General features: G+C 61.3%; 22 protein-coding genes. 12 read left to right on the top strand and 10 right to left on the bottom strand.

Features of this window, described 5'->3' with window-relative positions:
- Window positions 1-24 precede the first annotated feature (24 nt).
- Complete coding sequence (locus BMH52_RS09215; protein ID WP_003195394.1) at window positions 25-771, bottom strand: LytTR family DNA-binding domain-containing protein; 747 nt, start codon at window positions 769-771, stop codon at window positions 25-27.
- A 501-nt stretch (window positions 772-1272) separates the two neighbouring features.
- On the opposite strand from BMH52_RS09215, the gene argH reads away from it, so the two are divergent.
- Window positions 1273-2667 (top strand): argininosuccinate lyase, encoded by a 1395-nt coding sequence (gene argH, locus BMH52_RS09210; protein ID WP_020302866.1) that lies wholly within the window; start codon window positions 1273-1275, stop codon window positions 2665-2667.
- 96 nt (window positions 2668-2763) lie between these two features.
- Here the strand turns inward: argH and BMH52_RS09205 are convergent, their stop codons facing one another.
- Window positions 2764-3423 carry a glutathione S-transferase family protein gene (locus tag BMH52_RS09205; protein ID WP_014720449.1) on the bottom strand — a complete coding sequence of 220 codons (660 nt, stop codon included), beginning with the start codon at window positions 3421-3423 and terminating at the stop codon, window positions 2764-2766.
- 125 nt (window positions 3424-3548) lie between these two features.
- On the opposite strand from BMH52_RS09205, the gene BMH52_RS09200 reads away from it, so the two are divergent.
- From BMH52_RS09200 to BMH52_RS09190, 3 genes are all read left to right on the top strand, one after another.
- Entirely contained in the window at window positions 3549-3833 is a 285-nt protein-coding gene (locus BMH52_RS09200) for a hypothetical protein (RefSeq protein ID WP_014720450.1), read from the top strand.
- Window positions 3834-3928: 95 nt separating this feature from the next.
- The gene (locus BMH52_RS09195) at window positions 3929-4183 is read left to right on the top strand and encodes a TIGR02647 family protein (protein WP_014720451.1); all 255 of its coding nucleotides are present in this window, start codon (window positions 3929-3931) and stop codon (window positions 4181-4183) included.
- Window positions 4184-4350: 167 nt separating this feature from the next.
- Window positions 4351-7191 carry a class I adenylate cyclase gene (locus tag BMH52_RS09190; protein ID WP_073843443.1) on the top strand — a complete coding sequence of 947 codons (2841 nt, stop codon included), beginning with the start codon at window positions 4351-4353 and terminating at the stop codon, window positions 7189-7191.
- On the opposite strand, the gene rnk is transcribed toward BMH52_RS09190, so the two are convergent.
- From rnk to cyaY, 3 genes are all read right to left on the bottom strand, one after another.
- On the bottom strand, window positions 7188-7601 hold the full coding sequence (gene rnk, locus BMH52_RS09185) for a nucleoside diphosphate kinase regulator (RefSeq protein WP_014720453.1): 414 nt from the start codon (window positions 7599-7601) through the stop codon (window positions 7188-7190). The genes BMH52_RS09190 and rnk overlap by 4 nt on opposite strands.
- Before the next feature lie 131 nt (window positions 7602-7732).
- Complete coding sequence (locus BMH52_RS09180; RefSeq protein ID WP_032873896.1) at window positions 7733-7951, bottom strand: DUF1289 domain-containing protein; 219 nt, start codon at window positions 7949-7951, stop codon at window positions 7733-7735.
- 2 nt (window positions 7952-7953) lie between these two features.
- The gene (gene cyaY, locus BMH52_RS09175; protein WP_014720455.1) at window positions 7954-8286 is read right to left on the bottom strand and encodes an iron donor protein CyaY; all 333 of its coding nucleotides are present in this window, start codon (window positions 8284-8286) and stop codon (window positions 7954-7956) included.
- Between the two features lie 238 nt (window positions 8287-8524).
- Here cyaY and BMH52_RS09165 point away from each other — a divergent pair, with 238 nt between their 5' ends.
- From BMH52_RS09165 to BMH52_RS09140, 6 genes are read left to right on the top strand one after another with little or no spacing between them, the layout of a single operon-like run.
- Window positions 8525-8692: a lipoprotein gene (locus BMH52_RS09165; RefSeq protein ID WP_003195417.1), complete on the top strand. Its 168-nt coding sequence runs from the start codon at window positions 8525-8527 to the stop codon at window positions 8690-8692.
- A gap of 14 nt (window positions 8693-8706) precedes the next feature.
- A complete protein-coding gene (gene lysA / locus BMH52_RS09160) occupies window positions 8707-9954 on the top strand; it encodes a diaminopimelate decarboxylase (protein ID WP_003195418.1) in 1248 nt (415 codons plus the stop codon).
- A 3-nt stretch (window positions 9955-9957) separates the two neighbouring features.
- Window positions 9958-10788 carry a diaminopimelate epimerase gene (gene dapF, locus BMH52_RS09155; protein ID WP_020302864.1) on the top strand — a complete coding sequence of 277 codons (831 nt, stop codon included), beginning with the start codon at window positions 9958-9960 and terminating at the stop codon, window positions 10786-10788.
- Window positions 10789-10801: 13 nt separating this feature from the next.
- Entirely contained in the window at window positions 10802-11518 is a 717-nt protein-coding gene (locus BMH52_RS09150) for a DUF484 family protein (RefSeq protein ID WP_014720458.1), read from the top strand.
- Between the two features lie 2 nt (window positions 11519-11520).
- Window positions 11521-12420 carry a tyrosine recombinase XerC gene (gene xerC / locus BMH52_RS09145; protein ID WP_014720459.1) on the top strand — a complete coding sequence of 300 codons (900 nt, stop codon included), beginning with the start codon at window positions 11521-11523 and terminating at the stop codon, window positions 12418-12420.
- Complete coding sequence (locus BMH52_RS09140) at window positions 12417-13112, top strand: HAD family hydrolase (RefSeq protein WP_014720460.1); 696 nt, start codon at window positions 12417-12419, stop codon at window positions 13110-13112. Before xerC ends, BMH52_RS09140 begins: the two co-directional genes overlap by 4 nt.
- A 127-nt stretch (window positions 13113-13239) precedes the next feature.
- On the opposite strand, the gene sutA is transcribed toward BMH52_RS09140, so the two are convergent.
- From sutA to glnK, 4 genes are all read right to left on the bottom strand, one after another.
- Window positions 13240-13572 carry a transcriptional regulator SutA gene (gene sutA / locus BMH52_RS09135; RefSeq protein WP_073843438.1) on the bottom strand — a complete coding sequence of 111 codons (333 nt, stop codon included), beginning with the start codon at window positions 13570-13572 and terminating at the stop codon, window positions 13240-13242.
- 102 nt (window positions 13573-13674) lie between these two features.
- Window positions 13675-14100, bottom strand: a complete 426-nt coding sequence (locus tag BMH52_RS09130) for a secondary thiamine-phosphate synthase enzyme YjbQ (protein WP_003195429.1) — start codon at window positions 14098-14100, stop codon at window positions 13675-13677.
- Window positions 14101-14309: 209 nt separating this feature from the next.
- On the bottom strand, window positions 14310-15647 hold the full coding sequence (locus BMH52_RS09125; RefSeq protein ID WP_072435217.1) for an ammonium transporter: 1338 nt from the start codon (window positions 15645-15647) through the stop codon (window positions 14310-14312).
- Between the two features lie 34 nt (window positions 15648-15681).
- The gene (glnK, locus tag BMH52_RS09120; RefSeq protein ID WP_002555808.1) at window positions 15682-16020 is read right to left on the bottom strand and encodes a P-II family nitrogen regulator; all 339 of its coding nucleotides are present in this window, start codon (window positions 16018-16020) and stop codon (window positions 15682-15684) included.
- Between the two features lie 424 nt (window positions 16021-16444).
- Between glnK and BMH52_RS09115 the strand changes: the two genes are divergently transcribed.
- On the top strand, window positions 16445-16708 hold the full coding sequence (locus BMH52_RS09115) for an accessory factor UbiK family protein (RefSeq protein WP_003195432.1): 264 nt from the start codon (window positions 16445-16447) through the stop codon (window positions 16706-16708).
- A 155-nt stretch (window positions 16709-16863) separates the two neighbouring features.
- The gene (locus tag BMH52_RS09110) at window positions 16864-18360 is read left to right on the top strand and encodes a YifB family Mg chelatase-like AAA ATPase (RefSeq protein WP_014720463.1); all 1497 of its coding nucleotides are present in this window, start codon (window positions 16864-16866) and stop codon (window positions 18358-18360) included.
- Between the two features lie 27 nt (window positions 18361-18387).
- Here the strand turns inward: BMH52_RS09110 and BMH52_RS09105 are convergent, their stop codons facing one another.
- Entirely contained in the window at window positions 18388-20364 is a 1977-nt protein-coding gene (locus BMH52_RS09105; RefSeq protein WP_072435237.1) for a methyl-accepting chemotaxis protein, read from the bottom strand.
- Between the last annotated feature and the right edge of the window lie 141 nt (window positions 20365-20505).

Here is a 20505-nt window from a genome sequence, read left to right as displayed (position 1 = left end):
GCAGACCGCGCCGCAACCCTTGGGCTAAAGCTGCTGCATCATCTTGCGCACGCCAGCGACATGGCGTCGGCTGACGATCAACGCATCGCCATTGAGCCCCTTCAGGAATAGCTGAAAGTGCCCCAGGGGCGTGCGCTGCAGGCGCTCGATGCGTTCACGGGCGACCAGCGCGTTGCGATGAATGCGCACGAAACGCTCGCCAAACTCGTCTTCAAGCGCCTTGAGCGGTTCATCAAGCAACACTTCACCGGTCTCGTGGCGCAAGGTCACGTATTTGTGATCGGCAATAAAGTAAACCACCTGGCCGAGTGGGATCAGCTCGATGCCCTTGCGGGTACGTGCGCTGATATGGCTGCGTGGCCCGTTACCACTTTGCGCAGCCGGTTGCGTCAAGGCAGCCAGTTGGGCGCGGCTGGGACGCTCGGCTTTTTTCAAGGCTTTGAGCAAGGCTTCGGCAGTGGCCGGCTTGACGAGAAAACTGACACCGCTGTCTTCCAGCGCTTGTGCAGAAAACTCATCCTGCGCCGCACACAACACCACGGCGGGCGGCGATTCGCGTTCGCTCAAGCGGGCGGCGACCTGCAGGCCATCAAAGCCCGGCATGCGGATATCGAGCAGCACTACATCCGGCTTGTGGCTGTCGATCAGCGTCAACGCCTCTTCGCCGCTGGTGGCGCTCGGTTCAAGGACTGTATAACCCTCGAGTTCACTGACCAGACGGCTCAGTCGCTCGCGGGCTTGGGGTTCGTCATCAACGATCAGGACATTCATATTGCGCTGGATTCCTGCGTGAGTCTCGCACAAGGATAGCGTAGACAGGTGCGGTGACTGACGTCACAGCGATCCACGCTAAGACTAGCGCGAGCGGCAAAAAGTGCCCTGAGAATGGCACCCAAATTTACCCGGACCTGTTCAATAGCGCCCAAGACCCGCTGCCTTCGGGCATCGTCGTAGGGTTCACTGATAAACAATCCGAATACCCCCCTGTTTAATGGATAGTCTGGTTATGACCGCATCACCCGACTTTGGTGCATTCACACACTATCAGTCCAACTGTAGACGCTCACTGAGGCGACATTGCTCAATCGTCAAATATCGTTTCAATAAGTACCTGCCCCCAGTCTCGTCCCGGATGCGGTCGGCGGCAAGGCACTTAGCCATCTCTTACACAAATAAAATTGCCGATCACCCGCAGCACCGCCTCCACGGGCAACCCTGTTATGATCGCCGGCACACCTTCATGCCTCTTTTAAGCAGATCACGAGCGAATCCATGAGCACCGACAAGACCAACCAGTCCTGGGGCGGCCGCTTCAGTGAACCCGTCGACGCCTTCGTCGCGCGCTTCACCGCCTCCGTCACCTTCGATCAACGCCTGTACCGCCACGACATCATGGGCTCCATCGCCCACGCCACGATGCTGGCCAAGGTCGGCGTGCTGACCGACGCCGAGCGTGACAGCATCATCGACGGCCTGACCACCATCCGCGGTGAGATCGAGGCAGGGACGTTCGACTGGCGCGTCGACCTGGAAGACGTGCACATGAACATCGAGGCACGCCTGACCGATCGCATCGGCGTGACCGGCAAAAAATTGCACACCGGTCGCAGCCGTAACGATCAGGTCGCCACCGATATCCGCCTGTGGCTGCGCGATGAGATCGACCTGATCCTGGGCGAAATCACCCGCCTGCAAAAAGGTTTGCTGGAGCAGGCCGAGCGTGAATCGGACACCATCATGCCCGGCTTCACTCACCTGCAGACCGCACAGCCTGTGACCTTCGGCCACCACCTGCTGGCCTGGTTCGAAATGCTCAGCCGCGACTACGAGCGCCTGGTCGATTGCCGCAAGCGTGCCAACCGCATGCCGCTGGGCAGCGCTGCACTGGCCGGCACCACTTACCCGATTGACCGTGAGTACACCGCACAGTTGCTGGGCTTTGACGCCGTGGGCGGCAACTCCCTGGACGGCGTGTCGGACCGGGACTTCGCCATCGAATTCTGCGCCGCCGCCAGCATCGCGATGATGCATCTGTCGCGCTTCTCCGAAGAGCTGGTGCTATGGACCAGCGCGCAATTCCAGTTCATAGACCTGCCGGACCGCTTCTGCACCGGCAGCTCGATCATGCCGCAAAAGAAAAACCCCGACGTGCCAGAGTTGGTGCGTGGCAAGAGCGGCCGTGTATTTGGTGCACTGATGGGCCTGCTGACCCTGATGAAAGGCCAACCATTGGCCTACAACAAGGACAACCAGGAAGACAAGGAACCGCTCTTCGACGCCGCCGACACCCTGCGCGACTCGTTGCGCGCCTTTGCCGACATGATTCCGGCGATCAAGCCCAAGCACGCGATCATGCGTGAAGCGGCCCTGCGCGGGTTCTCTACCGCGACCGACCTGGCGGACTACCTGGTGCGCCGTGGCCTGCCGTTCCGTGACTGCCACGAAATTGTCGGCCACGCCGTGAAGTACGGTGTGGACACCGGCAAGGACTTGGCGGAAATGAGCCTGGAAGAACTGCGCCAGTTCAGCGACCAGATCGAGCAGGATGTGTTTGCCGTGCTGACCCTGGAAGGCTCGGTGAATGCCCGTAATCATGTGGGCGGCACTGCGCCGGCACAGGTCAAGGCGGCGGTCGTGCGCGGCCAGCAATTGCTCGCCAGCCGCTAAAATTGTGGGAGGGGGCTTGCTCCCGAAGACGGTGTATCAGACAAGAAAATCTTAGCTGACCCACCGCCTTCGGGAGCAAGCCCCCTCCCACATTGGTTATTTCTTGGCCGCAATCATCGCCATGAATGCCGGCATCGCCGCCTGCCTGTCCGCCTCTACCTTCTGCGCATTGGGCATCCCATTCAGGCGCGCCAACAAGGCTTTCGCCTTCGGCAACGGCTCCAGCAGATCCAGCCCAAACAGCTTCTCGCCCACACCGCAGGCCAGGTTCAGGCTGTACATGAAATACAGGTCCGCAAGGGTGAAGCTCTCCCCCGCCACATAAGGCGCGAACTTCCCGTGCCGGCCTAAGGTACCTACTCCAAGCAGCAGCTCGGCCCTGGACTTCTCCTTGATCGCCTCCGGCACCGCCATGCCGAAAAAAGCCTCGGCGAAACACGCCCGCGCAGGCAGTTCGATGTACAGCTCGATCTCACGGCACAGCGCCAGCACCTGAGCCCGCGCAAACGGGTCGGCGGGCAACAGCGCCGGACCTTCCTGGGTCTGTTCGAGGTATTCGAGAATGACGCTGGTTTCGTTGATGAACCCCTGCTTCACACCCAGCACCGGCACTTTGCCGCGGGGGCTTACCGCCAAGGCTTCGGGAGTTTGCCCAGCATAAAAAGGCACCTCTTCGAAGGGCAGTCCTTTCTCCAATAGCGCCAGCTTGACCATGTTGTAGTAGTTGCTGACCGAAAATCCGTAAAGCTTGAGCATCGCAAAGCCTCCAGGCCGGGTGTGGGGTTGGCTGCAAGAGTTATAGATCCTCGAGGGCACCCTGACCAGCAGCATCACCCACCTGAATGGGGGTAGACTGACGCCCTTTCCTTGAGGAGCCTGCCATGAGCGAGCCGACCGATATCGACAACGACGAAGAAGAATTCACCGAGACCACGCTGATCGAAGCCATCGAGAACCAGATCGAGAGCGATAACCCGCCAGCGGCCAAGGCTACGTTCAACAAACTGACCCTGGTGGGTTACGAGCGCGAAGATATCCTGAATCTGATGGCTCACGTGCTGGCGTTCGAGATCGACGCCATGCTCGAAGATGACCGCGCCTTCAATACCGAGTGGTATGAAACGGCACTGCGGGCACTGCCCGAGCTGCCGCCGGAAAAGGAATAACCCCGGCACGCAGCAACACGCTGGACAGTTCGGCAAAGTGCGTTCACCTTATGGCCTGCTAGCCTCTAATAAATTTTAGAAAGTCTGGAGTCCTTATGTCGTATACCCCTGAGTTGGTTGCCGAACTGGAAATCCTTGTACTCTTCCCCTTGGACAGCACCAAGGAAGGCTTGAAAGTCCATCAGACTGCCGCCCCTACTGCCATCGCCGCTGCCAAGCGCCTCCATGCCAAAGGGCTGATTGACCAACCGGACGGGGGCTACCTGACGAGCCTTGGCCGGGACGCTGCCGAGCAAGCCCAAACCCTGCTGACCATCCTGACCACTGCCAACACCAAAGAAGCCGCCTGATACTTGATACCGCCCATGGAGTCCGCCGCCTGCGGATTCCGCGGGTGGTGCTGCGCGGCATACGAAATTCTGACGCCAAAAAGCCACTTCCCTCTAAAACTCCTACGCTACTGTCTGTAAACTCCTGCATGGCCGCCCGCGTCGGGCTGCGAGCCACCGAGTTCGACATGACCCGCACCCATGAAATCCGCCCCGATCTGGACGAAGGCATCGACCGTAAGGTGCTGACCCAACTGCGCGCGCGTTTCATGACCCTCAATCAAGGCCGCATGGCCCGGGCCGTCGAGGGGCTGACGCCACGCCAGCAAAGCGTGCTGGCTTTGTTGCCGCTGTTTTTCCACGTCAATCATCCGCTGTTGCCGGGCTATGTCTCCAGTAACACACCGGCTGGCCTGTCGAATTTCGAACCGGACGCCCAGGCCTTGGCCGATGCCCAACGCCTGACACGCTCGTTCTCCTATAAACCGCGCCATGGCAACCCGCCTACGCCGATCCACGGTTTGTTCCTGATGGGCAGCCTTGGCACGCTGGCGCAGGCCGATCAAAGCGATATGGACGTGTGGGTATGCCACGCTCCCGACCTGAGCGAGACCGAGCTGGCCGAGCTGCGCAAAAAGTGCCAACTGCTGGAAACCTGGGCCTTGAGCATGGGCGCCGAGGCGCATTTCTTCCTGATCGACCCGACGCGCTTTGTGTTGGGTGATCGCGATACGCCACTGAGTTCCGACGACTGCGGCACCACCCAGCACTACCTGCTGCTGGATGAGTTCTATCGCACCGCGATCTGGCTGGCCGGGCGCACGCCCATCTGGTGGCTGGTGCCGGTCTACGAAGAAAACCGCTACGCCGAATTTACTCACGCCCTGGTGTCCAAGCGTTTTATCCGCGCCGATGAAACCCTCGACCTCGGCCATCTGGCTCATATTCCTCCGGGGGAGTTTATTGGCGCCGGGCTGTGGCAACTGTTCAAGGGCATCGAGTCGCCCTATAAATCGGTGCTCAAGCTGCTGCTGACCGAGGTCTACGCCAGCGAACACCCGAAGGTGCAATGCCTGAGCCTGCGCTTCAAACAGGCGGTGTTCAGCCATCAGGTAGACCTGGATGAGCTGGACCCGTACATCATGGTCTACCGCCGCATCGAGGAATACCTCAAGGCCCGCAACGAGCTGGAGCGCCTGGAACTGGTGCGCCGCAGCCTGTACCTGAAGGTCAACCGCAAGCTCAGCGCCGGCCAGCGCACCGCCGGTTGGCAACGGCAGCTGCTGGAACGCCTGGCGCATGAGTGGGGCTGGGACACGCGCCAACTGGCCCTGCTGGACAGCCGCAGCCAATGGAAAGTGCGCCAGGTCGCCTCCGAGCGCCGTGCTCTGGTCAATGAGTTGAACTACAGCTACCGCTTCCTCACCCAGTTCACCCGCAGCGAACACACCGCCAGCGCGGTCAATAAACGCGAACTCAATGTACTGGGCCGCCGCTTGTATGCGGCGTTCGAGCGCAAGGCCGGCAAGGTCGAGTTCATCAACCCCGGCATCGCCCCGGACCTGGCCGAAGACACTTTGACCCTGGTGCAGTCGCCCAACCGCAAGGAGCCGGGCCAGCACCATTGGGGCCTGTATAACGGCAACCTTACCGCTCTGGAGTGGGAACACTTCGCCCCGATCAAACGCAGCCGCGACCTGCTGGAAATGCTCACCTGGTGCCATCGCAACGGCGTGATCGACAGCAGCACCCGCCTGGCGCTGCACCCCGGCACCAGCGACATGACCGAGTTCGAGCTGTTCAACCTATTGGGCAGCCTGCAACAGACCATCGCCCTGCCCCTGTCCAGTGTCGATGAGAGCCGCTTGCTGCGCCCGGCAGTGCCGGAAGAGGTGCTGCTGTTGATCAACGTTGGGGTTGACCCGCTCAAACATCATCGCGACCTGAATATCCTGATGACCACAGAGCGCACCGACTCCCTGAGCTATGCCGGCGTGCGCGACAATCTGGTGCTGACCCTGGACCAGGTCACGCTCAACAGCTGGAACGAAGTGATGGTCAGCCGCTATGACGGCCCCCACGCCCTGCTCGACTGCCTGCGCGACTACCTCAACCAACTGCCCTCGAACCATCTGCCACGCCTGCGAGTGCGTTGTTTTTGCCACAACCGGGCACAGTTCATTGCCCAGCGGGTGGAAGAGGTATTCGACACCGCGCAGCATCTGCTGCTCGGCCAGGGCAATCATCGCTACCTGCTCCAGGTGCAGCAGCATTATCACGTCATGGAACTGGTACCGGGCCAGGCCACCCATGTGTCACTGCCGACCCAGGACGCGCTGATCGCCTACCTCAGCGAGGAGCTGGTCAGCTATAGCCCGTGGCACCTGGACGCCATGGCCTTGGAAGACCACGACCTGGCGCTGCTGCTGCCCATGGGCCAAGCCGAGTGTGTGCAGGTGTTCTACCGCGTCAATGAAGGCTTCGCCGACGTCTACGTGCTCGACGAATTCAACGCGCTCTGGCAACAGCGCTTGCCATTTCATGATGAGCAAAGCCTGTTGGTGCCGTTGCAGCGCTTTTTGCAATCGATCCTGTATCGCCGCGAAGCACTATCGTCCCTGGACACCCAGCAACCCGCGGGCGAGATACAGATCCTGTATTACCAACTGTTGCCATCGGGCAGCGGCCGTGCGCGGGGCGTTGAGCCAAGGCTGGCCCCGCAAGACCCGGCCAACAAGGCGTTTTATGACGTGCAGGCCATTATCGGCAAAGGCACGCCAGGCCACGTAGGGATCACCCTGTACTGCAATCAGCGGGAGTTTTCCGAACTGGAATTTGGCGACCAGCTGTTTACGGTGGTCGCCCGGGAGATCGTCGGGCAACGTCGGGAAACCGAGCGTTACCGCTGCTATATCACTGATCTGGATCTGTCGGGACTGCTCGGTGATGTGCAAAGCCCAAGCAATCTGTACCTGCGCTATAAAGCCGAACTGGAACAGTCACTCAATGCGGCCTTGAATCAGGTTTAGAGCGGGAAGGCGCCGCCATCTTTGGGCTGGCCTTCGACGCTGAGCAATTCCAGCTTCAAGGTCTTGCCGCCTGGCGCCGGCCAGTCGATGTGCTGGCCCACTTGCAGGCCGAGCAATGCGCTGCCCACGGGTGCCATGATCGAAATCTTGCCTTCGTCGGCGTTCGCGTGCTTGGGGTAGACCAGCGTCAGGTGATAGTCCTTGCCGCTGCTTTGCTCACGGCAATGCACGCTGGAGTTCATGGTCACGACACCCGCAGGCACTTCATCGTGACCAACCACGTCTTCGGCGCGGTCGAGTTCGGCTTGCAACGCTCGGGCGCCGGGAAACTCGTCGCCCAAGCGGTCGATCAGTTGCTCCAGACGCTGCACGTCAAGACGGGTAAGAATGATGGACGGTGCGGTGGTCATGATTCAGGCAGACTCCTTTTTTCTGCACAAAAAAGCAAAACCCCGCCAGGAAAAGGCGGGGTTCTCACGGACCTCGACGAATGGAGGTGTATCCGGACACTACCACAGCGACACAAATAAACAAGACGCCGTCAGGCGCTCGCCTTGCGCTGTTCAGCCTCGGCGCAGATCACCCGGCGCCGCGCATCGTCGGCAGAGCGCCATTCCCGGATGTCTTCCACGTGGCGGAAGCAGCCCAGGCAGACTTTCTGCTCGTCCAGGCGACACAAACTGATACAAGGTGACGGCACTGCCGGGCTGACATTGCTGAACAGCGGCTTGGGCGGGCGTACGGTTGCAGGCTCACTCACCATCAGACCTCGTCGAAATCCAGCTCGACGCCGGTGTATTCCTGGACCAGTCGGGTGAGCATCTCACCCAGCAACTCTTCACTCTTGTCGCACTGCCATTTGCCGCTTTCTTCATCGTAGTCGAAGTGAACGCCACCGGAGCGCGCCGCCAGCCACAGCTGACGCAGAGGCTCCTGGCGACTGAAGATCAATTGCGGGCCAGTCTCGAACTTGACGGTCAGCACACCGGCCGAGTTTTCCAGATCCACATCCAGGTCGCTGTCGTCGAAAATATCTTCCAGCTTCTCCTGGGTGGCATCCACCAGGTCGTGAAAACGGGCTTCGGTCAAACTCATTGTGGCAACCTCAAAAGTGTCTGGTTTTGCTCAAGCGCCGCACGATACGGGCGAGCCTCGCCGATTGCAAAGGATACTGATTTCATCACGGATGACGGTACGAAATATCCCCAGGCATCGTAGCCTGCTTCCCTACTGTCTCGGCAAACCCCCGCCGGACGGGTGTTGCGGCGCATAGGCAAGCTGGCGGGTGGTCGGTATACTCGGGCGCAATTAATGCATATTCAAGGATTTCGCCATGAAGCGCCTGATCTCTTCCCTTGCTGCGCTCGTCGCGGTCGCTTGCCTCGTTAGTGCCTGTGGCCAGAAAGGCCCGTTGTACCTGCCGGATGACAGCAAAGATCCAAACGAACAGGCGCAATCGTCGCAAAAGCCGTCAAAAGCCCATAAGCACGACACCTACTAAGTTAAGGGAAACTTATGGACGCTTTTAACTACCGGGACGGCGAGCTGTTCGCGGAAGGCGTGGCCTTGTCCGCGATTGCCCAGCGCTTCGGCACCCCGACCTATGTGTACTCGCGTGCGCATATCGAAGCCCAATACCGCTCGTTCACCGACGCCCTCGACGGCGTGCCGCACCTGGTGTGCTACGCAGTCAAGGCCAACTCCAACCTGGGTGTACTCAATGTCCTGGCGCGTCTTGGCGCTGGTTTTGACATCGTGTCCCGTGGCGAGCTGGAACGCGTACTGGCCGCCGGTGGCCAGGCGGACAAAATCGTCTTCTCCGGCGTCGGCAAGAGCCGCGAAGACATGCGCCGCGCCCTGGAAGTCGGCGTGCATTGCTTCAACGTCGAATCCACCGACGAACTGGAGCGCCTGCAAGTCGTTGCCGCCGAAATGGGCGTTCGCGCGCCGATCTCCCTGCGCGTCAACCCGGATGTCGACGCCGGCACCCACCCGTACATCTCCACCGGTCTCAAAGAGAACAAGTTCGGCATTGCCATCGCCGACGCCGAGGACGTGTACATCCGCGCAGCCCAACTGCCGAACCTGGAAGTGCTGGGCGTCGACTGCCATATCGGCTCGCAACTGACCACCCTGCCACCGTTCCTGGATGCCCTCGACCGCCTGCTGGCCTTGATCGACCGCCTCGGCGAGTGCGGCATCTACCTGCACCACATCGACCTCGGTGGTGGCGTGGGCGTGCGTTATCGCGATGAAGAGCCGCCACTGATTGCCGACTATATCCAGGCCGTGCGCGAACGCATCGAAGGCCGCGACCTGACGCTGATGTTCGAGCCGGGCCGCTACATCGTCGCCAACGCTGGCGTGTTGCTGACCCAGGTCGAGTACCTCAAGCATACCGAACACAAGGATTTCGCCATCGTCGATGCGGCGATGAACGACCTGATCCGCCCGGCGCTGTACCAGGCCTGGATGGATGTCACCGCCGTGACGCCGCGCACAAGCGAAGCCCGCGCCTATGACATCGTCGGGCCCATCTGCGAGACCGGCGACTTCCTCGCCAAGGATCGTGAGTTGGCGCTTGAGGAAGGTGATCTGCTGGCCGTGCATTCGGCCGGTGCCTACGGGTTTGTCATGAGTTCCAACTACAACACCCGCGGGCGTACCGCCGAGGTGCTGGTGGACGGTGATCAAGCATTTGAAGTGCGTCGCCGCGAGACGGTAGCCGAGTTGTATGCTGGCGAAAGCCTGCTGCCGGAGTAAGCCATGCTGCTGCGTTTTACCAAGATGCACGGGCTGGGTAATGATTTCATGGTCCTCGACCTGGTCAGCCAGCACGCGCACATCCTGCCCAAGCACGCCAAACAGTGGGGTGATCGCCACACCGGGATCGGTTTCGACCAGTTGCTGCTGGTCGAGGCGCCGAGCAACCCGGAGGTGGATTTCCGCTACCGGATCTTCAACTCCGACGGTTCCGAAGTGGAACAGTGCGGCAACGGCGCGCGCTGCTTTGCGCGCTTTGTGCTCGACAAACGCCTGACTGCCAAACGCCAGATTCGCGTCGAAACCAAAGGCGGCGTGATCGAACTGGACATCCGCAACGATGGCCAGATCAGCGTCAACATGGGCGCCCCACGCCTGGTGCCGGCGGATATTCCGTTCCAGGCCACCGAGCAGGCCCTCAGTTACCCGCTGGATGTGGATGGCAAAACCGTGGAGGTCGCCGCCGTGTCCATGGGCAACCCCCATGCGGTGCTGCGGGTCACCGACATCAATAACGCCCCTGTGCATGAACTGGGGCCGAAGATCGAACATCACCCGCGCTTTCCGGCACGGGTCAATGTGGGCTTCCTGCAGGTGATCGACCGTAACCGTGCGCAATTGCGCGTATGGGAACGCGGCGCCGGCGAAACCCAGGCTTGCGGCACCGGTGCTTGCGCCGCTGCCGTGGCCGCGATCAGCCAGGGGTGGATGGATTCGCCACTGTTGATCGACCTGCCCGGCGGACGTTTGTCCATCGAATGGGCAGGCCCTGGCCACCCGGTGATGATGACCGGGCCGGCCTCGCGCGTATACGAAGGACAGGTCCGTCTATGAGTGAGCCAAGCTAATGACCGATAAGCCTCAAGTACCCGCACACGCTACCCCGAGTGAAAGCCTGGAGGCCGCTGCTGTTGCGGCGTACCTTGAGGCTAATCCGGACTTCTTCGTCGAGCACGAAGAACTGCTGCCGGCCCTGCGCATCCCTCACCAGCGCGGCGATACCGTGTCGCTGGTGGAGCGGCAGATGAAGATCCTGCGCGAGCGTAATATTGAAATGCGCCACCGGCTCTCGCATCTGATGGACGTGGCCCGCGACAACGACCGCTTGTTCGACAAGACCCGCCGCCTGATTCTGACCCTGATGGATGCCACCAGCCTGGAAGAAACGGTGATCGCCGTGGAAGACAGCCTGCGTGAGGATTTCCAGGTGCCCTTCGTCAGCCTGATCCTGTTCAGCGACAACCCGATGCCGGTGGGCCGCTGGGTCACAGGTGGCGAAGCGCAGACGGCCATCGGCGGCCTGCTGTCCGAAGGCAAGACCGTCAGCGGCACCTTGCGCGAGCATGAGCTGGACTTCCTGTTTGGCGCCGAACAGCGCAAGCAGATCGGCTCTACGGCTGTCATCGCCCTCAGCCATCAAGGCTTGCACGGGGTACTGGCCATCGCCAGCCGCGACCCGGCGCACTACAAAAGCTCGGTGGGCACGTTGTTCCTGACCTATATCGCCGAAGTGCTGGGCCGCGTCCTGCCACGCCACACCACCACCCTGCGCGCGGTGCGCTGATCATGGAGCGGCAACTGGACGCTTACTGCGCTCACCTGCGCAATGAGCGCCAGGTGTCGTCCCACACGCTGGAAGCTTATCGGCGGGACTTGAACAAGGTCCTGGCCTATTGCGAAAAGCAGCACGTCAGCAGCTGGAAGGCCCTGGATATCCAGGCCCTGCGCAGCCTGATCGCCCGGTTGCACCAGCAGGGCCAATCTTCCCGCAGCCTGTCTCGCCTGCTGTCGGCGGTGCGCGGCCTCTATCACTACCTCAATCGCGAAGGGCTGTGCGACCACGACCCGGCCAATGGCCTGTCACCGCCCAAAGGCGAACGACGCCTGCCCAAGACCCTGGACACAGACCGCGCCCTGCAATTGCTCGACGGTGCCGTCGAGGATGACTTCCTGGCCCATCGCGACCAGGCAATCCTCGAGCTGTTCTATTCCTCGGGCCTGCGCCTGTCGGAGTTGACGGGCCTGAACCTCGACCAGTTGGACCTCGCCGATGGCCTGGTGCAAGTGCTCGGCAAAGGCAGCAAGACGCGCGTACTGCCCGTGGGCAGGAAAGCCCGCGAAGCCTTGCAGCTATGGCTGCCGCTACGCCTTCTGACCAACCCGGCAGACGATGCCGTGTTTGTCAGCCAGCAAGGCCGGCGCCTGGGGCCGCGGGCGATTCAGCTGCGGGTCAAGGCTGCCGGCGAGCGCGAGCTGGGGCAGAATCTGCACCCGCACATGTTGCGTCATTCCTTTGCCAGCCACCTGCTCGAATCCTCCCAGGACCTGCGCGCCGTACAGGAGCTGCTCGGGCACTCGGATATCAAGACCACGCAAATCTACACCCACCTCGACTTCCAGCACCTGGCAACGGTGTACGACAGCGCCCATCCACGGGCCAAACGCATCAAGGGCGGCGACTCATGAGTATCAAGCTGATCACCTTCGACCTGGACGACACCCTCTGGGACAACGTACCTGTCATCATCAGCGCCGAAGCGTCGATGCGTGAATGGCTGGCGACCCACGCGTCCAAGGTCGGCGACCTGCCCCTTGAGCATTTTGCCAGCCTGCGCCAGCAGGTGCTGCAGCGTCATCCCGAACTCAAACACCGTATCAGCCTGCTGCGCCACCGCGTGTTGATGCATGCGTTCGAGGAGGCCGGTTATCCCCAACCTGAGGCCACAGAGATGGCGGATGTCTGCTTCGAAGCGTTCATCCACGCACGCCACCAACTCACCGTGTTTCCGGAAGCCGAGCCGATGCTCAAGGCGCTGCGCCAGCACTTCCTGCTCGGCGTGATCACCAATGGCAATGCCGATGTGCAGCGTGTGGGCCTGGCGGACTACTTTCACTTTGCCCTGCGCGCTGAAGATATCGGCATCGCCAAGCCGGACGCACGGCTGTTTCATGAAGCACTGCAACGTGGCGGTGTGGACGCCAGCGCGGCAGTGCATGTGGGCGATCATCCTGGGGATGACATCGCCGGCGCGCAGCAGGCGGGACTGCGGGCAGTGTGGTTCAACCCCACGGGCAAGGCCTGGGAGGGTGACAAGCGCCCGGATGCGCAGATTCGCAGCCTGACGGAGTTGCCGCCACTGCTGAGTCGCTGGAGCTAACACTGGCCCCAATGTGGGAGCTGGCTTGCCTGCTTCCACAGGGTATTGCAGCAAACCGGTAAATTGCTCCAGGCATGAAAAAGCCCGCAGCGACGGCGGGCTTTTTCTTACAAGCAGGAGGCAGACCTCAGATAGGTCGGCTTCCGTACTTGTTATCCGGCTTCTTCGGTGGATCAGCCACCACGTTGGCCTCGACTTCCTGCACTTTGCCGCCTTTAGCGAGGAATTCTTCCATCGCACGGGCCAGGGCATCGCGCTCTTTGTTCTTGGCTTCAACGCTCGGCAACTCGTCTACCGAAACAGCCGCCTTGGCTTTGCCTTTGGCTTTGGGAGCCGCGTCATCGCCAACACTGTCATCGACATCCTCAGCAACGTCTTCGGCCGCTACTTCAAGACCTTCTTCGGTGTCGTCTTCATCGCCTACTTCGAGGTCGTCTTGTTCCAGATCATCGTCGCTCATGTTCTACCTCATGACTTGCGAAAAGCAGATTAGTTATAGCCCAGCTTCACCCTCTGTCGAGGTCGCCGGAAAAAAATCAACATCCACCAGATAACCAGTGGCTTATGCCCCTTCACCGTGCAAGGTGGCGAGGACTTTACGAGCACCGCCATGATCACGGTGCTCGCCCAGATAAACACCTTGCCAGGTCCCTATCGCCAAGCGGCCGGCCTTGACCGGCAAACTCAACTGGCAGCCCAGCAGACTGGCCTTGAAGTGAGCCGGCAGATCATCCGGACCTTCGTCGTTATGTTCAAACCCTGCGCGACCCTGTGGCACCAGCAGGTTGAAAAAACGCTCGAAGTCACGGCGAACCGCCGGGTCGGCATTCTCGTTGACGGTCAACGAGGCCGAGGTGTGCTGCAGCCACAGATGCAACAGGCCCACACGGCACGCCTTCAACTCAGGCAAGCCGGCAAGCAACTCGTCCGTTACCAAGTGAAAGCCCCGGGGCTTGGCCCGCAGGGTAATCAGGGTCTGTTGCCACATACAGTTCTCCGCCCATCGGCGCGCATTCTAGCGCGCTCTGGGAAAAAACAAAGTGCCGAATACGCCTTCATGCCTGTAAGACATTTGCACTCTGAAAAGTGCCGTGTGGATCCCATCACAAAGTTGATAAAAAACCCATACACCTTTAGCCAAAGACAAACACCAGACAAAAAAATGCCCGGCAAGCCGGGCATGTTTTTTTCGCCTGGTTACAAGTTGTAGCCGCGCTCGTTGTGTTGCGCCAGGTCGAGGCCAACCGCCTCTTCTTCTTCGGTGACACGCAGGCCCATGACCATGTCGAGCACCTTGAGGATGACGTAGGTCACGATCGCCGTGTAGATCACGGTGAAGCCCACGCCTTTGCACTGGATCCAGACTTGGGCTGCGATGTCGGTCACGGTGCCGAAGCCGCCCAGCGCCGGGGCAGCGAACACACCGGTAAGGATCGCACCGACGATGCCGCCGATACCGTGCACGCCGAAAGCGTCCAGGGAGTCGTCATAACCCAGCTTGCGCTTGAGGCTGGTAGCACAGAAGAAGCACACCACACCGGCGACCAGGCCAATCACCAGGGCGCCCATCGGGCCCACGGTGCCCGCCGCAGGCGTCACGGCGACGAGGCCGGCGACCACGCCCGAGGCGATACCCAGTGCGCTGGGCTTGCCGTGGGTGATCCACTCGGCAAACATCCAGCCCAGGGCCGCAGCTGCTGTAGCGATTTGAGTTACCAGCATCGCCATGCCCGCGGTGCCGTTGGCCGCCGCGGCGGAACCGGCGTTGAAGCCAAACCAGCCGATCCACAGCATGGCCGCGCCCACCAGGGTATAGCCCAGGTTATGCGGTGCCATCGGGGTGGTCGGGAAGCCTTTGCGCTTGCCGAGCACGATGCACGCCACCAGGCCAGCCACACCCGCGTTGATGTGCACAACGGTGCCGCCAGCGAAGTCCAGCACGCCCCAGTCCCACATCAGGCCGCCGTTGCCGCTCCAGACCATGTGCGCAATCGGCGCGTAGACCAGGGTGAACCAGATAGCCATGAAGATCAGCATTGCGGAGAACTTCATACGCTCAGCGAAAGCACCGACGATCAGCGCCGGGGTAATGATGGCAAAGGTCATCTGGAAGGTAATGAACACGGCCTCCGGAAACAGCGCCGCCGGCCCGGTGATGCTGGCCGGGGTAACACCCGCCAGGAACGCCTTGCCCATGCCGCCGAAGAAGGAATTGAAGTTGACCACGCCTTGTTCCATACCGGTGGTATCGAACGCGATGCTGTAGCCGTAGACGACCCAGAGGATGCTGATCAGGCCAGTGATGGCGAAGCACTGCATCATCACCGACAGAATATTCTTGGAGCGGACCATGCCGCCGTAGAACAGCGCCAGGCCAGGGATGGTCATGAACAGCACCAGCGCGGTGGCAGTGAGCATCCAGGCGGTGTCGCCGGAATTGAGGACTGGAGCAGCCACTTCATCTGCCGCCATGGCCAGGCTTGGCATTACGATGGACAGCAGGGCTCCGAGCCCTGCGGATTTACGCAGAGTCATATTGTTTTCTCCTGGGGCGTTGGGGTTTGGCGGCTTAGATTGCGTCGGTATCGGTTTCGCCGGTACGGATGCGAATAGCCTGTTCCAGATTGACCACGAAGATCTTGCCGTCACCGATCTTGCCGGTGTTGGCCGCCTTGGTTATCGCCTCGATAACCCGATCAAGATCCTTGTCGTCAATGGCGACATCGATCTTCACCTTCGGCAGGAAATCGACCACGTATTCCGCGCCGCGATACAGCTCGGTATGACCCTTCTGCCGACCGAAGCCCTTGACCTCAGTAACGGTAATGCCCTGCACGCCGATCTCGGACAGTGACTCGCGAACATCGTCCAACTTGAACGGCTTGATGATGGCAGTGACTAGCTTCATGAAAACTCTCTCCCGAATTTGGTGGACTTGCCCCAGGAAAACAAACCCGTCTCAAGTCTAAGCGCAGTGCCTGGCTTTGTAACGCATCGTCGCCTCGGCATTTGCCGTCGCGACGCCAGCGAACCACTGGTGACGAGCCCTGTACCCCGGATCCGTCGGCGCACTGCATTCGTCACAGCGACTGCATCAGTGCATGGGTCATGATCGTCTAAGCAGAAACCTTGCCAGCTCCGTAAAAACCACTGAAATCAATCCATTGCCCGCTTGTGCCCACCTACGGGGCGCCTGCGCGACAGCATTGCGCATCAAAACAGTGCGCGGCCGCCCGCCCCAATGCGCGAAAACCGTGCGCAACAGAGCGTGAAAATGACTATAGACGCTGCGTGATACACTGCCGGCCAACTGTTTTCCGGAATAATGTCCAATGCTCGCGCCCAAAGACTTCCTCGACGCCCTGAGCGGCCACGCCTCTCGCCTGTTCAGCGGCGACACCCCACTGCCCCGCAATGAAATCGAAAGCCAGTTCAAGGCTTTGCTACAGAGTGGTTTCAGCAAGCTCGACCTGGTCAGCCGAGAAGAGTTTGACAGCCAGATGGTGGTGCTGGCCCGCACACGTGCGCGGCTGGAGAGCCTGGAGGCGAAGGTGGCTGAACTTGAAGCCCGGTTGACGCCACCTTCTGCTGAGTGAACGCGATTGTTGTGGGAGCTGGCTTGCCTGCTCCCACACTTGTTTTGCGTTGCCGCCCGGATACGTTCTGTAAAACCTCCCCCGCCCCGCTCCATCCCACCTCGTCTACCCTTGAAAAAACCGCAGGAAGCGGCCCTCCCATTCAAGGAACGAGCATGTCCCTCGCCATTGTCCACAGCCGCGCCCAGGTCGGTGTGGAAGCCCCAGCCGTCACTGTCGAAGTGCATATGGCCAATGGCCTGCCGTCTCTCACCTTGGTGGGTTTGCCCGAAACCGCAGTGAAGGAAAGCAAGGACCGCGTGCGCAGTGCCATCCTCAACTCGGCGCTGCAATATCCGGCCCGGCGCATCACGCTCAACCTCGCGCCCGCCGACCTGCCCAAGGACGGCGGGCGTTTTGATCTGGCGATTGCCCTCGGCATCCTGGCGGCCAGTGTGCAAGTGCCGGCCTTGATGCTCGATGACGTGGAGTGCCTTGGGGAATTGGCGCTGTCCGGCGAGGTGCGCGCGGTGAAGGGGGTATTGCCGGCCGCGCTGGCGGCGCGCAAGGCCGGGCGCACCGTGATAGTGCCGCGCGCCAACGCCGAAGAGGCGTGCCTGGCATCGGGGTTGAAGGTGATTGCGGTGGACCACCTGCTGCAAGTGGTGGCGCACCTGAATGGGCACGTGCCGATTGAGCCCTACAGGTCCGACGGCTTGCTGTACGTGAACAAGCCTTACCCAGACCTGCGTGAAGTGCAGGGCCAACTCGCGGCCAAGCGAGCATTGCTGATCGCGGCGGCGGGCGCGCATAACCTGCTTTTCAGCGGGCCACCGGGCACCGGCAAGACGTTATTGGCCAGCCGGCTACCGGGCTTGCTGCCGCCGTTGAGCGAGCAGGAAGCACTGGAAGTGGCCGCGATCCAATCCGTGGTCAGCCTGGCACCGCTGAGCCATTGGCCAAACCGCCCGTTTCGCCAGCCGCACCACTCGGCATCCGGGCCGGCGCTGGTGGGTGGCGGCTCGAAGCCCCAACCGGGGGAAATCACCCTGGCCCATCACGGGGTGCTGTTCCTGGATGAGCTGCCAGAGTTCGATCGCAAGGTACTGGAGGTGCTGCGCGAGCCATTGGAGTCGGGGCATATCGTGATATCCCGCGCCCGTGACCGAGTGCGTTTCCCGGCTCGCTTTCAACTGGTCGCGGCGATGAATCCCTGCCCTTGCGGCTACATGGGCGAACCCAGCGGGCGTTGCCGGTGTACGCCGGAGCAGATCCAGCGTTATCGCAACAAGCTATCCGGCCCTTTGCTGGACCGGATTGATTTGCACCTGACCGTCGCGCGGGAGGCCACTGCGCTGAGCCCCACTCAACCGGCGGGCGATACAACGGCCGATGCCTCGGTGCGGGTAGCCGAAGCACGCGAGCGTCAACAGCAACGCCAGGGGTGTGCCAATGCTTTTCTCGACCTGCCGGGGCTGCGCCAGCACTGCAAGCTGCCAAAGGTCGACGAGGGCTGGCTGGAGACCGCCTGCGAGCGACTGACACTGTCACTGCGGGCGGCCCATCGGCTGCTGAAGGTGGCGCGCACCCTGGCGGACCTGGACCAGATGGACGCCATCACCCGTGATCATCTGAAGGAGGCCTTGCAATACCGCCCAGCATCTCTCAGTTGAGCCTCCCACAATTTGATTGGCGGTGCCTCAACGAAACCGATCCACCTCATGACGCAAGCCTGCCGCCAAGGTCTCCAGCTCCTTGGCGGTAACCGCCAGGTTGGACACCACTTCACGCTGCTCGCTGTTGGCCAGCGCAATGCTCTGCAGGTTGCTGCTGAGCAAGGTCGCGGTGCTGCTCTGTTCCTGGGTGGCGGTGGTGATCGCCGCGAACTGCTGGCCGGCCGAGCGGCTTTGCTCGTCGATACGCGCCAGGGCCGAGGCCACGTCAGCGTTGCGCGACAAGCCTTCCTGCATCAGCGCATTGCCGTGTTCCATGGTGCTGATGGCGTTGCCGGTTTCCTGCTGGATGCTCTGGATCATGCCGGAGATTTCATCGGTGGCCTGGCGGGTGCGCGAAGCCAAATTGCGCACTTCGTCGGCGACCACGGCAAAACCACGGCCTTGCTCACCGGCGCGGGCGGCTTCGATGGCGGCGTTGAGCGCCAGCAGGTTGGTCTGTTCGGCGATGGCGGTAATCACGCCGACGATCCCGCCGATTTCCTGGGAACGCTGGCCCAGGGTGTTGATCACTGCAGCGGTGCTGTTCAGCGCAGTGGCGATATGTTCCAGGGACGATGACGCTTCTTGCATCGAGGTGCGGCCGATACGGGTTTGCTGGGCATTCTCTTGGGCCAGGCGCTCGGTGCTGCCCATGTTGTCGGCAATGTTCAGCGAGGTAGCACTGAACTCTTCCACCGCACCGGCCATGCTGGTGATCTCGCCGGACTGCTGCTCCATGCCTTCGTAGGCACCACCGGATAGGCCCGACAACGCCTGTGCGCGGCTGTTGACCTGTTCGGCCGCGGTACGGATATGCGACACCATGGTCGACAGCGCTTCACCCATCTGGTTGAAACTGCGCGCCAACTGGCCGATTTCGTCATGGCTGGAAACGTTGAGGCGCGCACTCAAATCGCCCGCGCCCAGCGCCTGGGCCTGGCGCACCAGCTCGCTCAATGGCGCCAGCTTGCTGCGCAACAGCCACACCGTGGCGCCCACTGCCAGCAACATCGCCAACACACTGCCGATCACCAGGCGGATGCCGACTTCCCAGGTCACTGCGCGAATCTCAGCCTTGGGCATGCTCGCTACCACCGCCCAAGGGCCGCCTTCGAACGGCACCGATACGCTATAGAAATCTTCGTTCTTGTCGCTCCAGAAACGGCCTGCGCCCGGCTTTTTCGCCAGGTCGAGCATCACGGCAATCGCCTGATCCGGCGCTTGCACGCCAGCCGGCGGCACCAGCCAGTGCTTTTGCTCATCGAGCAGCGCGAGGGAGCCGGTCTGACCGATACGGAAGCGCTTGAGGTTTTCAAACTGGGCGTTCTGAGCATCGGTGTAATCGAAACCGATGAACAGCACGGCGATGACCTGGCCACTGCTGTCACGCACGGGGCTGTATTGGGTCATGTAGGAGCGGTCGAACAACACGGCACGGCCGATGTAGGTCTGGCCGCCCACAACGCGCTGGTAGGCCGCGCCCTGACGGTCGAGCACGGTGCCAATGGCGCGATTGCCATCCTGCTTGGTCAGGGAGGTGCTGACGCGGATAAAGTCGTCGCCGCTGCGCACGAATACCGTGGCCACGCCGCCGGACATCTGCTTGAACTCATCCACCTCTTCGAAGTTGTTATTCAATACCTCGTTGCCCAGGTAGAGGCTTGGCGTCTGCACGCCGGCCACGGCCACGGGCTGGTCCGCACGTACACTCAAGCCGGCGCCGAAGCGCTTTTCAAACAGCCCGCTCAAACGCTGGGTGCTTTCGCGCAAGGTGCTGTGGAAGGTGTTGAGTTGGTCGGCGAGCAGACGCGCCTCGCTGGCCAGGTGTTCCTCGCGGGTGGCGAGGTTGGCGGAGTCGAGGGTACGCAAGGCAAAGACCGTACTGCCGCTGATGACGACAGCGAGAATCACGGCGAGTGCAAGGCCTAACTGGGAGGCAATCCGGGCACGAGGTTGAGACATGACAGCTCCTGGCCGAGGCCAGGATCATCCTGATCTCATAGCGCTGCTCGGCAAATTATCTAGTGGGAAACGTTGATGCACGATGGTTCCAACCTCCTTCTTCGGCGGCATTTGGCAATACTTGAGCGAATCACAGGGGTA

Source organism: Pseudomonas sp. BTN1, from assembly GCF_001907715.1.
Taxonomy (GTDB): Bacteria; Pseudomonadota; Gammaproteobacteria; order Pseudomonadales; family Pseudomonadaceae; genus Aquipseudomonas; species Aquipseudomonas paracarnis.
Note: the sequence above shows the minus strand (reverse complement) of the source record. Positions and strands in the feature narration are given on the sequence as shown.